The 12,067-nt window shown below is 51.5% G+C and carries 20 protein-coding genes; 18 read left to right on the top strand and 2 right to left on the bottom strand.

The features are described 5' to 3' along the window. Positions 1-852: 852 nt before the first annotated feature. The 15 genes from FJW00_RS01175 to map all read left to right on the top strand — a co-directional run bounded on the left by FJW00_RS01175 (position 853) and on the right by map (position 8,927). The gene (locus tag FJW00_RS01175; protein WP_140922868.1) at positions 853-1,125 is read left to right on the top strand and encodes a hypothetical protein; all 273 of its coding nucleotides are present in this window, start codon (positions 853-855) and stop codon (positions 1,123-1,125) included. 147 nt (positions 1,126-1,272) lie between these two features. Continuing rightward, positions 1,273-1,470, top strand: a complete 198-nt coding sequence (locus FJW00_RS01170) for a hypothetical protein (protein WP_140922866.1) — start codon at positions 1,273-1,275, stop codon at positions 1,468-1,470. Between the two features lie 71 nt (positions 1,471-1,541). Further along, on the top strand, positions 1,542-1,808 hold the full coding sequence (locus FJW00_RS01165) for a hypothetical protein (protein ID WP_140922864.1): 267 nt from the start codon (positions 1,542-1,544) through the stop codon (positions 1,806-1,808). Between the two features lie 204 nt (positions 1,809-2,012). Then, positions 2,013-2,219: a ParE family toxin-like protein gene (locus FJW00_RS22780; RefSeq protein ID WP_140922862.1), complete on the top strand. Its 207-nt coding sequence runs from the start codon at positions 2,013-2,015 to the stop codon at positions 2,217-2,219. Positions 2,220-2,440: 221 nt separating this feature from the next. After that, a complete protein-coding gene (locus tag FJW00_RS01155; protein ID WP_140922860.1) occupies positions 2,441-2,665 on the top strand; it encodes a hypothetical protein in 225 nt (74 codons plus the stop codon). Positions 2,666-2,796: 131 nt separating this feature from the next. After that, on the top strand, positions 2,797-3,006 hold the full coding sequence (locus tag FJW00_RS01150; protein ID WP_140922858.1) for a hypothetical protein: 210 nt from the start codon (positions 2,797-2,799) through the stop codon (positions 3,004-3,006). After that, positions 3,003-3,296 carry a host nuclease inhibitor GamL gene (gamL, locus tag FJW00_RS01145; RefSeq protein ID WP_140922856.1) on the top strand — a complete coding sequence of 98 codons (294 nt, stop codon included), beginning with the start codon at positions 3,003-3,005 and terminating at the stop codon, positions 3,294-3,296. Before FJW00_RS01150 ends, gamL begins: the two co-directional genes overlap by 4 nt. After that, positions 3,293-4,114, top strand: a complete 822-nt coding sequence (locus FJW00_RS01140; RefSeq protein ID WP_140922854.1) for a PD-(D/E)XK nuclease-like domain-containing protein — start codon at positions 3,293-3,295, stop codon at positions 4,112-4,114. The genes gamL and FJW00_RS01140 overlap by 4 nt, the downstream gene beginning before the upstream one ends. Next, complete coding sequence (locus tag FJW00_RS01135) at positions 4,111-5,130, top strand: RecT family recombinase (RefSeq protein WP_140922852.1); 1,020 nt, start codon at positions 4,111-4,113, stop codon at positions 5,128-5,130. The genes FJW00_RS01140 and FJW00_RS01135 overlap by 4 nt, the downstream gene beginning before the upstream one ends. 22 nt (positions 5,131-5,152) lie before the next feature. Further along, positions 5,153-5,368, top strand: a complete 216-nt coding sequence (locus FJW00_RS22705) for an ANR family transcriptional regulator (protein WP_140922850.1) — start codon at positions 5,153-5,155, stop codon at positions 5,366-5,368. 177 nt (positions 5,369-5,545) lie between these two features. Then, entirely contained in the window at positions 5,546-5,845 is a 300-nt protein-coding gene (locus tag FJW00_RS01125; RefSeq protein WP_140922848.1) for a hypothetical protein, read from the top strand. 609 nt (positions 5,846-6,454) lie between these two features. Further along, complete coding sequence (locus tag FJW00_RS01120) at positions 6,455-6,691, top strand: excisionase (RefSeq protein ID WP_140922846.1); 237 nt, start codon at positions 6,455-6,457, stop codon at positions 6,689-6,691. A 3-nt stretch (positions 6,692-6,694) separates the two neighbouring features. Then, entirely contained in the window at positions 6,695-7,780 is a 1,086-nt protein-coding gene (locus FJW00_RS01115) for a tyrosine-type recombinase/integrase (protein ID WP_140922844.1), read from the top strand. A 119-nt stretch (positions 7,781-7,899) separates the two neighbouring features. After that, positions 7,900-8,145 (top strand): ParD-like family protein, encoded by a 246-nt coding sequence (locus tag FJW00_RS01110; protein ID WP_009092856.1) that lies wholly within the window; start codon positions 7,900-7,902, stop codon positions 8,143-8,145. Then, positions 8,142-8,927, top strand: a complete 786-nt coding sequence (gene map / locus FJW00_RS01105) for a type I methionyl aminopeptidase (protein ID WP_046102748.1) — start codon at positions 8,142-8,144, stop codon at positions 8,925-8,927. Before FJW00_RS01110 ends, map begins: the two co-directional genes overlap by 4 nt. A gap of 37 nt (positions 8,928-8,964) precedes the next feature. Here the strand turns inward: map and FJW00_RS01100 are convergent, their stop codons facing one another. After that, on the bottom strand, positions 8,965-10,056 hold the full coding sequence (locus tag FJW00_RS01100; RefSeq protein ID WP_140922842.1) for a sensor domain-containing diguanylate cyclase: 1,092 nt from the start codon (positions 10,054-10,056) through the stop codon (positions 8,965-8,967). 173 nt (positions 10,057-10,229) lie between these two features. Continuing rightward, positions 10,230-10,535, bottom strand: coding sequence for a hypothetical protein (locus FJW00_RS01095; RefSeq protein ID WP_009092853.1), 306 nt, complete (start codon positions 10,533-10,535; stop codon positions 10,230-10,232). Between the two features lie 214 nt (positions 10,536-10,749). Between FJW00_RS01095 and FJW00_RS01090 the strand changes: the two genes are divergently transcribed. The 3 genes from FJW00_RS01090 (at position 10,750) to FJW00_RS01080 (ending at position 11,985) form a co-directional block, all read left to right on the top strand. Continuing rightward, positions 10,750-10,974, top strand: coding sequence for a hypothetical protein (locus FJW00_RS01090; protein ID WP_009092851.1), 225 nt, complete (start codon positions 10,750-10,752; stop codon positions 10,972-10,974). A 41-nt stretch (positions 10,975-11,015) separates the two neighbouring features. Next, the gene (locus tag FJW00_RS01085) at positions 11,016-11,219 is read left to right on the top strand and encodes a hypothetical protein (RefSeq protein WP_258317001.1); all 204 of its coding nucleotides are present in this window, start codon (positions 11,016-11,018) and stop codon (positions 11,217-11,219) included. An 82-nt stretch (positions 11,220-11,301) separates the two neighbouring features. Beyond that, positions 11,302-11,985: a RipA family octameric membrane protein gene (locus tag FJW00_RS01080; RefSeq protein WP_140922838.1), complete on the top strand. Its 684-nt coding sequence runs from the start codon at positions 11,302-11,304 to the stop codon at positions 11,983-11,985. Positions 11,986-12,067: the final 82 nt, after the last annotated feature.

The raw sequence follows: 12,067 nt of genomic DNA, 5'->3' as shown, positions 1-12,067 counted from the left end.
CACAGATGAGCATAAAATCTTAGCAATTGCAGTCGAATCTAAACTGAAACTAAAGTAAAAAGCACAAAATATCATTTTATCCTTTCTATTCACTGATTAAGAGAGCAATCTCTTTCAGATTTCACTCTTCCTGTTTGAAGTCAACAAGTAAACGCACCTCAGGTAAATATACAATTTGTATTGATAAAACAAAATACAATATGTATCCTACCTTCATTCTGAACGGCACAGCATATTGTCGGGCGGGAGGAGTGCAGGAGCACGAGATCCCGAAGTGGCAAAACCCACCATCCTCTCAGCAAACGAGATGGCACTACATAGCGCCATTTCCTTTGTTGATGGAGGTTCTAATGAAAAAGCACAGTGTAACGTGTCCGGTTTGCGGTCTCAGGTTTGACCCGCGGGCACCTCTGGTGCACATAAACAGATATCATAAGCCAGCAACGCGCAGTGAGTTAGTCCTGATCCGCGACGCGCGTCGTTGTTGCTTCGGGAAGAGCAAACCTCACAAAAATAAATCTCCCCTGCTCACTCTGTCCCATCACTGATGCACATAAATCTTTTACGCATCTTAAAACGAGGTGTCTGCGCGAAAGGATTTATGAATTTATTCAGAACTCTGAATCTGAACTCCCCTATAACATCACCGTCAGGCCTGACCTGACACCAGGGAATTAAGAAAGTAGTGGCACCCTGATCCAAAACTAAAAGTCGTTATCAACAAACGCAGTGCCTGCAACCTTCCCGCCCAGTGCGGGATTTTTTTCGGCTTTATGCTGAAAAGCAGTGCCTCTGCGGCTTCATACCCCCTTTCCACTCTGCCTGAAGGGCAACTTCACCTGAGGAGTAAACATGTTATATCGCGAAGCAGCAGTGCGTATCAGTCAGACCGTCATGATGATAGCCCGGGAACTTGAAGAGTCGACTGGCCAGATGGTTCATTATCAAAAGGAGGGGAAAGTCACTGAAGAACAGGCTGGCACCCACCTACATAAAGTCAATGTCATCCTTGAGATCCTGTACACCGAACTTCTTGATCCTGTCATTGCTGAATATCCTGATTTAGGCTCCAGATGCAGTATCTGTGAGCGCTGTGAAGAAGGCTCCGAAAATAGTTCTGAGTAACTTCATAACCGCTCGACTGGCAGGCCAGCATATTCACATGACCTGCTTATTTCGGTTTTCTGATTATCTTTTCCTGACGGTTTCCAGCTAAACCAGACTCAACCCGCCTCGGCGGGTTTTTTTATTTCTTTTTATCCGGAGTACATCATGACCAAAAACAGATCCACGGAAGCTCTTACACACAAGGAGATGCAGCGGCTCGCATTGATCCATATACACGCCTATCTGAGTGCCAGCCAGTGTAAGTCCCGGACTGACGTGCTTGAGGCGCTGACGCAATGGCAAAAGGTGGGGGCTGACTTAGCGGACTTCGTTCGTCATACCCGCATCATCATTATTCATTGATACAAACATGTCCTGCGGGACAGGTGACCATCACCTGCTTGCAGGGAAGTTATCTTTTCAGGAGGTTCATTATGAAAAACCGGGAAGCAGCAGAGCATATCACTGACACTTTGCTGGCACTGGCAAAACTTGTCACAACCTCAGTGACGAAAATCGATGGTATGAACAGCGAGGGTAAAGTCAGTTCTGATGAGGCCGCGCTATATCGTCAAAGCGTCATGGGTCCGCTGGATGAAATGCTCAGGGCAAATCTGTCGGGCATCTTTGAACTGTACCCTGAGCTGCGCCACAAATGCCCCTGCTGCGCATACCCGCCTGAAGAAGGGGTGAATGACTGAACGCAACTCATGTTATCTGACACGACCGCCCGATGAGGCGGTTTTTTTGCATCAGGAGGCATCGTATGCGTTACCACACGCAAACTGACCGGTTCATTTTTAACCTGAATTCCTTAAGACGGCGTAAGCATTTCATGAAAAGCTTTCATCGGGCTTTTGCGCAGCAATTGGCCACAGTCTGCGCGCTGATATGAGGTGAGACTGATGTCAAAACCTCACGCACCTGAACGGATAAGACAGCGTGCTGAACGAATAAAAGAGCATTGGCGTACCGGCAAAATCCATGCGAGACGAACCTATCGTGGGCAGTACCTGACTTTGCGGGTAACCCCTCAGTGGCGGCTGTTATCCAGAGACAAGGGGCAGAGCTGGGAATTACTCAGCCATGCAGACTATGACAATCAGATATAGCCCGGCGGTTAGCCGCATTGCTCTGCCGGGAAAGACAGCGTCGATACGCCGAAAATGCTAAAGAGCAACAGCATCTTCATGATGCCCATCACTGGAAATGCCTGTATGCGGGATTGTTGTTCAGTTCTGCACAGGCAGTACCCGGATGATACCCGGTGCGGATCAGTGGCCTGACAATTGATGTCGATATCAGTTAGTTTTCACTAACAGGAGATTCAGAAATGAAAATCCAGTACATCGCGACGCCCGCAGAAGCGACGCTTCATATCCGGACCTGTGTTTTTCGTGCATTTTTCCATGAACGTGTGGTCAGGGCTGCAGTCACTGCCGCGCCTGATGCCCGGGTTACTCACACGGGCACGTTTGTTATTCATACGCGGATAGCTGGAGACCCGGTTGAAATCCTAAAGGCGACCCGCGAGGCCCGCCGTGAAGAAGAAGAGTAAATGCTGGGTCTGATGCCGTCATACCCGGATACACTGACACCTGAGTAAACACGTCATCCCTGCCCCTCATCGTACTGCCGGGCTTATCAGAACCGGAACAGGTTAACTGACTATTTAAAGGATCATTTCCCATGATGCAACCAGACATCAGGGGCGATGCTGCTTTTGCTCGCCCTTTTAATGCCATTCGTGATATCGAGTTTACGCCTGAAAATATCGTTAACGGTGCCAGCTTTTCGTCGCCCTCATCCCCGGCATTGCCACCCCAGCCACCACTGCCCGTGATGCAGGTGGTCTTTGACCGGTTTGTCGGCATTCTTCTTCAGGAGGGGAAGCCATGACCACGCCCTTTGCATTGCTGGAACGTCACAAAGATTACCTGGATGACCGGGAGCAGGACGCCATCATGAAAGAACAGTGGATCGATGACGAAGCCCAGCGGCTCCTGTCCTGTTTTCCTGACCACCTTCACCTGTTCCGCCACTGGAACCTTCATCCTGATGCGATGAAGTGCTGTGCCCATCCGGAAGCCGGTGAGGAATACATCAGCTTTATCACGAATCTTGCCTATCTGCAGGCGGCCCGTAATTACGACCTGCAGGTGCTGCTTGGCTGGGAGGCGGCGGAATGAAACCGGGTATTTATCACGACCTCAGCAATGAAGCTTATCACGCCGGGCCGGGCGTCAGTAAATCACAGCTGGATGACATTGCCCTCAATCCGGCAGTTTATCTCTGGCGTAAATATGCCCCCGTCGATGAAGCGAAGACGGTCGCACTGGAAATGGGAAGTGCCCTTCACTGCCTGCTTCTGGAGCCGGACAGGTTCGACAGCAGATATGTTGTGGCACCGAATTTCAACCGGCGCACCACGGAAGGAAAAATCAGCGAACAGGCTTATCTTCGTGACTGTGCGGGACTCGGCCTGATCGTACTGGACGCAGATCAAAGCCGGAAGCTACAGCTGATGCGTGAGAGCGTCTTCGCGCATCCCGCTGCACGCTGTCTACTGGAAGCCGATGGGCACTGTGAAGCCTCGATTTACTGGAATGATGACGAAACCGGTGAGCTTTGTCGCATCCGGCCCGATAAATTCCTGACCACGCAGCCGGTTATTGCGGATATAAAAAAAGTCGCGGACATGGCGCGGTTCGCGCGTCATGTCGAAGAATTTCGCTATCACGTTCAGGACGCCTGTTATCGCGAAGGTTTCAGTGCGCATTTCGGGGAATATCCGCAATTCGTGTTTATCGCGGTCAGTGAAAACATCGACTGCGGTCGGTACCCGGTGCGTACGTTCCAGCTGCACGCAGCAGATGTTAAGACTGGCTACCAGCTCTTTCGCCGTGATCTGAACACTTACCATCATTGCCGTCTCAGCAACAACTGGGGCGGCGTCGAAGAACTCAGGCGTCCGGCCTGGGCACGCAAACAGGATAATTTGTTATGAGCAGACAACTCACCACACCAGAAACTACCCCAAACACCGCGGCGATATTCAGTCCTGACACGCTGGATAAGCTGATCCGCCTTGCCGAAATTATGGCAAACAGCCGAGTCACCGTTCCCGCTCATCTGGCCGGCAATGCGTCAGACTGTCTCGCCGTGGCAATGCAGGCACTGCAGTGGCAAATGAATCCCTTTGCCGTAGCACAGAAGACGTACATGGTCAGCGGCGTACTGGGCTACGAAGCACAACTGGTCAATGCTGTCATCACGACAATGGCACCGACGCGCGATCGCCTTCAATACGAATGGTTTGGTCCCTGGGAGAACGTCATTGGCAAATTTACCGAAAAAACCTCCGGTAAGGGGAATAAGTACGCGGCGCCTGACTGGACACTCAACGATGAATCAGGATGCGGTGTCCGCGTCTGGGCAACGATGAAGAATGAGGCGAAGCCGCGAATTCTGGAGTTGCTGTTGTCACAGGCGCAGGTAAGAAACTCCACACTCTGGGCAAGCGATCCTAAACAGCAACTGGCTTATCTGGCTGTCAAACGCTGGGCCCGCCTGCATTGTCCAGATGTCATTCTGGGCGTTTATACACCTGATGAACTTGAGACGGTTCGCCCTGTTGAACACAATATTATGCCTGCAACCCCGGGGGATGATTTGAACGCGCTTATTAACAGCCAGGCGCTTACTTTGCCGTGCGGGCAGGAGAACTCCGCGAAAGCCTCTCCTGCCGTGTCAGAGGAAGATATCCCGGCCAGGGAGGGAGACATTGCCAGCCATGATGGCTGTCCGGGCAGCAAGCGGCTGGCTGAACGAACACCTGAAGAGCTGCTGACTGATTTTTCCGGCGCTGCCCTGAATGAGGTCACTCTGCCAGGCCTCGACAAATGCTATCGATACGCTGCTCTCAAGCTTGCTAACCATCCTGATTTGCTCAGTAAAGCAACGGATGTTTTTCTGGTCCGCAAAGCAGAGCTTGTGGAAGCGCAGGCAAAAAGCACCCCCTGACCCTGGTCATTAAGAGGCGATTATGAACCCGTCCGTCAGCATGGCAAAGATAAACCGAAATGATCGTTACAATTCTGTCGCTGAATCAGCCGCCAGAGCTGAGCGTTCTGGCCAGTACGAACAGGCGAGTAAACTCTGGCGTAAGGCCATAAAGCTCGCCAGAAAGGAAATCAACGCATGCTGGTCTGCGCATCGCGCGGAATTATGTAAAAGTATAATTCGTAATGGTTGGTCTTGAAATTTTCAAAAAAAAAGGAGCCCCCTGCACACATTCAAAGACATACGATTATTCATTTTTCTGACTTCACGAAACAAATTCACGATGCTAATTTACTTGTCATCAGACCTGACCAGAATTACTAACCGTTTTGAATATAAACGTCAATGCACACACACTCGCCTGATCGGAGCCAGAATGAAAGGGAAGCTATTGAGTTATATTGACAACCGACTGAATCATCATTGTTCTGACCCGGTTGAGCAAATGGTGTATTTCATCGCGCGGTTATCCCTGACCGCCTCACCTGTTTCATGGACTGTAAAACATGCAGAGAGTAAAGCAGATAAGCCTTTCCTGACTTATGACGAAGCCCGGGACTATATTGAGCAAAATGGTGAAAGTGGGGATTACATTGCGCCCCTGTTTGCAACCCTGAAGACGGATATTCTTGGTGAAGATGTACAATATTTTCTTCTCACCTCGTCTTCTGAATAATGTGATTAACGTTTTAAAACAATCTTTCTAAAGCTAATAAATCATTCTATACTGAAAAATAGATAACACTTATTAGTTCCACTTACAGGCAGGCATCAATGGTCAATTCAATTAATACGGGTTTCATACTGGCAGCGTTTATCTACACCATTAACCTCGCCAGAGCAGAGTAAATATCTATTCAAAATAAATTCCAGCCTTTATCGGTAATAACCGGCGATCAAAAACCACTTATCACCGCGATCTTGGCCTACGGCCATGCTTTTAACCTGCAAAAATAACGTGTTAATCAGTCTGTTATCCTTCATAAATGCAAGATGCATTCTCCGCAGGAAGCGATTAGAAATAATTCAGGCAGATTATACAGTATTGTTGCAGGAGCCGGGTGATAGCACTCGTTGCATCGGTGGGGTGTATGAAAATAGCTTACAGACCCAGAACGTGTCCTTTCTGCAATTTCTGGGGACCACGAAAGCGTCCTGACAGGAAGTTTTCCTGCGACATGTGTGGGCTTGAATGGAAGCCTGAGCAGGATAAGCGCGACAAAGATAAACAATGAGACCCCGCCTTTGCGGGGTTTTTTTATGGACCGAAAACCGGAGGTAAATCATGGCTAAGCTGCTTACCCTGACTGAGTGGGCGAGCGAGACCTATTCTCAGCCACCTTCCCTGTCCACTCTTCGCCGCTGGGCACGCGAAGGGCGAATTTACCCGTGCCCGGAGTTACACGGCAAAGAGTACCGGCTTCATCCGGAAGCGGTGTATCTCAACCCCCGTAAACGCGTCAGAAATCCGAACGCCCATTCGCATAGTCTTATCGGGCGTAATCTGCTGATGGAAAAGTGACATATGATTAAAAGGCCTGAATCTTATGATGCCAATCTCCCCCGCAATCTGACCTACCGCCGCACCCGCAAGACGTACCACTGGCGCAATCCTCACACCGGAAAAGAGTATTCACTGGGTAATGTTTCACGCCGGGAAGCGATTGCTCAGGCTATTGAAGCCAACCATTATCTGGACCGGGATTATGTTCCCTCCGCCCTTCTGAATAAATTACAGGCGCGGCCCGTTATGACAGTGTCTGAATGGCTTTCATCCTATGAGGCAATCCTTGTCAGGCGCAACGTAAAACCGGTCACCCTTCGGCTGCGTAAATACCAGCTGAACGCAATCCGGAAATCTTTGGGTGACCTGGCGATGAATGCAGTCACGACCCGCGATATTGCCCTGTTTCTGGATGTCTATGTCACCGAAAATAAACAGACAATGGCAGTCATTCTGCGCAGTGTCCTGAATGATGTGTTTCGTGAGGCGATTGTGGCGGGGGTGATTGAAAGGAATCCGGTTGAACCCACACGGGCAAAACAGCCCAGGGTTCAGAGGAGCCGGCTTTCAGTTGAGCAGTTCCGGATGCTGCTAGAGGCCGTACCTGAATCCGAACCCTGGTTTTACCGGGCACTGCTGGTCGCTGTGGTTACTGCTCAGCGCCGGGAGGATATTACCCGCATGAGGTTCACCGACGTTCGTGATGGCAGACTGTTCATCACACAGAGTAAGAAAGGCAGTAAGTTAGCCATCCCCGTTGATCTGGCGCTGCCCGATATCGGCATGACACTGAACGACGTGATTGAGTTATGCCGGCGGAATAATCCTTCACCGCATTTTATCTATTCCGCTACACGACGTCATGGACGCAGGCCCGGCCCGGTTCGCCCGGAAAACCTGACGCAGGCATTCACGCGCACGCGGGCCCGTTGCGGTCTGGACGCCTTGCCAAACCCGCCAACCTTTCACGAAATCCGCAGCCTGTCCGGAAGATTATATGAGGCACATTACGGTCAGGCATTTACACAGCGGCTGTTGGGCCACAGGAATCTCACCATGACTCAGAAGTACCTGGACTCCCGTGGCGATGCGTACGTACTGGTATGATGTATCTGTAATTTCGGACAAATTTCGGACATTTTCGGACGGGCTGTAATTTGCCTTTTCAACTCATGAGGTTAAGGATATGCTATATACGAAACATATACGTTTTATATAGGATTAGCATGGGTATCGTTAAAATCTCGGATTTGATGCATGAGAATCTGCGCATCGCCAGTCAGGCGATGAGCCGCTCCATCAATGCACAGGCTGAACACTGGCTTAAAATCGGCATGCTGGCGGAACTCTATCCCCAGCAGACCCAACACCAACTGGCGCAGATGCTGATCCGGCTGGAGGTGGAAGGCCGCACCGATATCCGGAATATGCTTCCTGAAGAGATCCTCGCCACACAAGGAGATGTGTCATGAACAGCGTTAAAATTCATACCGCAGCAGAAATCGAGATGGCCCGGGCAGCGGGACAGGCTGCCGCGCAGGTGCTGGCCATGATCACGCCACACGTCCGGCCTGGCATCACCACCGAAGAGCTGGATGATATCTGTCACGACTTTATTGTGAACGAACTGAAGGTGACGCCCGCCAACATCGGCTATCAAGGCTATACCCGCACTACCTGCACCTCCGTCAATCATGTGGTCTGCCACGGTATCCCGGCCGGGAAAAAGCTCAAGGATGGCGATATCGTTAATATCGATGTAGCAGTCATCAAGGATGGCTGGTACGGCGACACCAGCCGCATGTACTTTGTCGGCACGCCATCAGTCCGGGCGAAACGGCTGGTTGAGATCACCTATCAGTCGCTGGTGGCCGGGATCAAAACGGTCCGTCCGGGCGCAACGCTGGGCGATGTCGGCGCCGCAATACAGCGTGTGGCAGAAGCGGCTGGTTTCTCCGTGGTGCGTGAATATTGCGGTCACGGGGTGGGCGAGATTTACCACACCGAACCGCAGGTGCTGCACTACGGCACGCCGGGCCAGGGTATGCCACTCAAGGCGGGCATGATCTTCACCATCGAACCGATGATCAATGCCGGTAAAGCGGGCACCAGCGTGCTGTCTGATGGCTGGACGGTGGTGACGAAAGATCGTTCACTCTCGGCGCAGTGGGAGCACACGGTCGCCGTGACGGAAAGCGGCTTCGATCTGCTGACGCCTTGGCCGGAAGGCACCGGTGATTACCCGGCAATTTAATCCAGTGGCCTGAGAGTGTCTCAGGCTCTGGACTTTTTCAGTCGCGTACTTCACTGAGTGTGTTGAGGGAGGAAGCCCGCCAGACATGCACATCATTGCGTCCGGCGCGCTTCACCTGATAAAGCGCCTCATCAGCGCGTCGCAGCCATTCATGAATCGAAGCCGCTTCGCGCGCTGAAGCAATCCCGATACTCACCGAACTCTGAAAAGTGGACGAAGCAGGCAACCGCAGCAAGGTAATGCCTTCCTGGATCTTCTTAGCCAGTCGCAGAATGCTGGCTTCATCGGCCTCACGCACAATGACGCACAGCTCATCCCCGCCAAATCGGGCGGGAATATCTTTCAGACCGACGCTGTTTCGTAACAGTGCCGAAATCTCTGTCAGCAGAAAGTCGCCCGCCTCATGGCCAAACGTGTCATTAACCTGTTTGAAGTGATCCACATCCAGCAGCATGAGCCAGGCGTTGCCCTCGCCTCGCTGAGTGCGCAGAAATTCGCTTTCCAGTCGCTGCTCAAACAGACGACGGTTCGGGATTTTCAGGCCGGGGTCCATCAGCGCGATGCGCTCCAGCTCGCGATTCTTCTTACGCAGGCTCAGCGTCAGATTGTGCGAAACCACACTGAGCGCCAGCAGATAAACGCTGGCCAGAGGCAGAGTCAGCCAGGCGGTACGGGTAGAGAAGTTCAGCATGATCGGTGCACCCGCGACGGACCATACCAGCACAAAGGTGAGCAAAAAGGCCTGCAGCGCAGATTTCAGCTGTACCCAGCCGCCCGCGGAATAGCGGTCAGAAATCAATACGGCCATAATAACCAGTGAGGGGAAAGGACTCAGCGCCATCATCCCCACCCAGACGCCGCCAAAAGCCGCATCCAGCGTCAGACTCTTGCGTTCAAATCCTGTGGGGTCGCGCGATCGTAAGGCCAGCCTGTAGGCGGCATAGGGCCAGACAAACGCGTTGATGAACAGCAGCAGGCAGAGTTCCGCGCATTTCCCCCGCTCCATCAGCACTGACAGGATGGGCAAAAAGCAGAGCAGCGTACCGAGCTGACGCATCATAAACATACGGCGCACGAATCGGCTGGCGCGCCGCCTCAGTTGAGCATCGTCAGGTGTGTAATAGTTCATATGCAGACTGAAGCAGCGAAAGGTTACGTCAGTTTATCCAAACTGGTGAATAAAAGTAATATTTTTGCAGAATATTCTTATTGCCGGATTAAGAGTGATCGACTACGCGTTAAACGCCGGTATTGTTCGGCTGACAGATGACTGCTGTCGCCTGTCAGCACGAGGGGAAGTTTTTATCTTCGGCCCTTAGCAACCGAGGCGGACCAGCTGAAGTCGCTGACTTCACTGGCTGTCAGTGAGGAGGGTTTCTTTTTGCGGAGGGGTTTTTTCGCCTTCAGCGCCTGCGCTTTCTCTTTTTCCTGCTTTGCCGTCATAACGATCCGACGCGCTTCACTGCTGAATTCTTTTTCCTTTTTACTATCCGGCTCTTTACCGGTGCGCTGACGATACTTTTCCATCAGCCCTTTAACGGTCTGTTCGACGGCCAGTCGTTCATCAGCGTTGAACTGATCAATGGAAATCATCTTCTTGTCGTTCATAGCACTCTGTCTCGTGGCGAAGCGTGAGATGAGTGTACCGCATTTACGGTTTATTAAGTCAGAAACCGCCTCTGTCCCGCATCTTCTTCACTTTGCAGCGCATTCGTCCCGCTTCATCGGATGGCCATGCGAAAAACAGGGTTGTCTCTTAATATAAAACTAATGTTTATCAGGTTTACTGGCAGTGACCACGTACTGCCGGGAGGCTAACGGAATGACTAAAGAGACCGATCGCCTGTCACAGGCCCTGTTACGGCGGCATGGCATTGGCGTCAGACAGAAACGCATCCACTTTCGGGGACGCGATCTGCTGTTTCAGCTGCGCAATGCCCGTTATGATGTTTTCAACGGTGACCGCTGCATTGCGACCGTGGAAACCAATAACATTCATGACGCCATCAAGCAGTTTAAGGCGCTCGACACACCTGTGGAGAAATAGTCATGCCCGATTACTGCGTGCTTCAGAAAAGCCGTGAAATCATGGCCATTAATCTCACCCATAAGGACAAGCGGGAGAAATTAACCGCTGAAGGCTACAGAGTCGTATGGGAAGTGATTTTTGCGGATAACGCAGATGCAGCCCTGCTGCGTTATGAGCAGCTACGCCGCGAGGAAGAGCGCGCTCCGCAGAACTTTGCTACAGACTCTGTTATCAGCTCACTGTTTCACCTGATTTCCCATTAATGCGGGCTTAAAAGGCAAAGTGACTGTTAATTCATGTCGTGCCGATTAGAATAAAGGAAATTTCTCCGCACACAGGTTTCTGATGAAAATCACTATTCAGAAAGAAGATGCGCTGTTTATGCATAACTTCTTTGCTGCGCCCTGCGACACGCTCGACACAGATTCACCTCAGGCACGACAGATTCAGCAATCGCTTCAGCTGGCTATCCAGCAAAAAGAAGCAGAGATCGACGGTGACTGGAAACGCACTCTGACATTTATGCTGCTGTTCCTGTTTTTATATGCTGCGCTCGGTGCCTCGCTGACGCTGGATCTCAGCACCACCACCGGCCATAAGAGCATCGAATATGCTCTGGAGGCGATTCCGGTGCTGATCGCCTTCTCCGGTTTTTTTGTCTCTATACTCTATCTGTTCCTGACACGCGCCAGCGCGCGTAAACAGCGCAACTGGGAAAATGCCATCCTGGTGCTGGAAAAATATTCTCTCGGTAATCTGTTTAAAGCTACCCATACCCAGGGGGGCGGCACCAGTAACTACTCCGTGCCCAATCTCTACATTTCTCTCGCGCTGTTTATCTGCCTGACTTGGCTGGTCACCTATAACTATCTGACCTTCACCACCAGCGGCGTCTTCGGCAGTGTGATTTCGCTGTTCATCAGCACCATGGTCTATGTGATTCTGGATATACAGCTGCTCAAACCTTTCACTCATGCTGCAGAGAAAGAGGAAGCGGCGAAGGATAAAGCGGATGACGCGCAGGCGTAACTAAAACGCCAGAATCGAGAGGATACCCGGCCCGCAAGCCGGGTATTTTTTTGCTGCAACAGGCCCGGTCTGGCTGCTCAGC

The organism is Pantoea anthophila (assembly GCF_006494375.1).
Lineage (GTDB): Bacteria > Pseudomonadota > Gammaproteobacteria > Enterobacterales > Enterobacteriaceae > Pantoea > Pantoea anthophila.
The sequence above is the reverse complement of the archived record's forward strand: the minus strand, read 5'-3'. Positions and strand labels throughout refer to the sequence as shown.

What these genes read in the sequence shown, in the direction of transcription:
- FJW00_RS01120 (WP_140922846.1), top strand. Translation starts at nt 6,455, where the DNA reads ATGGCTAAGCTGCTTACCCTGACTGAGTGGGCGAGCGAGACCTATTCT.
- FJW00_RS01110 (WP_009092856.1), top strand. Translation starts at nt 7,900, where the DNA reads ATGGGTATCGTTAAAATCTCGGATTTGATGCATGAGAATCTGCGCATC.
- FJW00_RS01080 (WP_140922838.1), top strand. Translation starts at nt 11,302, where the DNA reads ATGAAAATCACTATTCAGAAAGAAGATGCGCTGTTTATGCATAACTTC.
- FJW00_RS01125 (WP_140922848.1), top strand. Translation starts at nt 5,546, where the DNA reads ATGAAAGGGAAGCTATTGAGTTATATTGACAACCGACTGAATCATCAT.
- FJW00_RS01115 (WP_140922844.1), top strand. Translation starts at nt 6,695, where the DNA reads ATGATTAAAAGGCCTGAATCTTATGATGCCAATCTCCCCCGCAATCTG.
- FJW00_RS01175 (WP_140922868.1), top strand. Translation starts at nt 853, where the DNA reads ATGTTATATCGCGAAGCAGCAGTGCGTATCAGTCAGACCGTCATGATG.
- gamL (WP_140922856.1), top strand. Translation starts at nt 3,003, where the DNA reads ATGACCACGCCCTTTGCATTGCTGGAACGTCACAAAGATTACCTGGAT.
- FJW00_RS01165 (WP_140922864.1), top strand. Translation starts at nt 1,542, where the DNA reads ATGAAAAACCGGGAAGCAGCAGAGCATATCACTGACACTTTGCTGGCA.
- FJW00_RS01140 (WP_140922854.1), top strand. Translation starts at nt 3,293, where the DNA reads ATGAAACCGGGTATTTATCACGACCTCAGCAATGAAGCTTATCACGCC.
- FJW00_RS01085 (WP_258317001.1), top strand. Translation starts at nt 11,016, where the DNA reads ATGGCCATTAATCTCACCCATAAGGACAAGCGGGAGAAATTAACCGCT.
- FJW00_RS01170 (WP_140922866.1), top strand. Translation starts at nt 1,273, where the DNA reads ATGACCAAAAACAGATCCACGGAAGCTCTTACACACAAGGAGATGCAG.
- FJW00_RS01150 (WP_140922858.1), top strand. Translation starts at nt 2,797, where the DNA reads ATGATGCAACCAGACATCAGGGGCGATGCTGCTTTTGCTCGCCCTTTT.
- FJW00_RS01095 (WP_009092853.1), bottom strand. Translation starts at nt 10,535, where the DNA reads ATGAACGACAAGAAGATGATTTCCATTGATCAGTTCAACGCTGATGAA.
- FJW00_RS22780 (WP_140922862.1), top strand. Translation starts at nt 2,013, where the DNA reads ATGTCAAAACCTCACGCACCTGAACGGATAAGACAGCGTGCTGAACGA.
- FJW00_RS01155 (WP_140922860.1), top strand. Translation starts at nt 2,441, where the DNA reads ATGAAAATCCAGTACATCGCGACGCCCGCAGAAGCGACGCTTCATATC.
- FJW00_RS01100 (WP_140922842.1), bottom strand. Translation starts at nt 10,056, where the DNA reads ATGAACTATTACACACCTGACGATGCTCAACTGAGGCGGCGCGCCAGC.
- FJW00_RS01135 (WP_140922852.1), top strand. Translation starts at nt 4,111, where the DNA reads ATGAGCAGACAACTCACCACACCAGAAACTACCCCAAACACCGCGGCG.
- FJW00_RS01090 (WP_009092851.1), top strand. Translation starts at nt 10,750, where the DNA reads ATGACTAAAGAGACCGATCGCCTGTCACAGGCCCTGTTACGGCGGCAT.
- map (WP_046102748.1), top strand. Translation starts at nt 8,142, where the DNA reads ATGAACAGCGTTAAAATTCATACCGCAGCAGAAATCGAGATGGCCCGG.
- FJW00_RS22705 (WP_140922850.1), top strand. Translation starts at nt 5,153, where the DNA reads ATGAACCCGTCCGTCAGCATGGCAAAGATAAACCGAAATGATCGTTAC.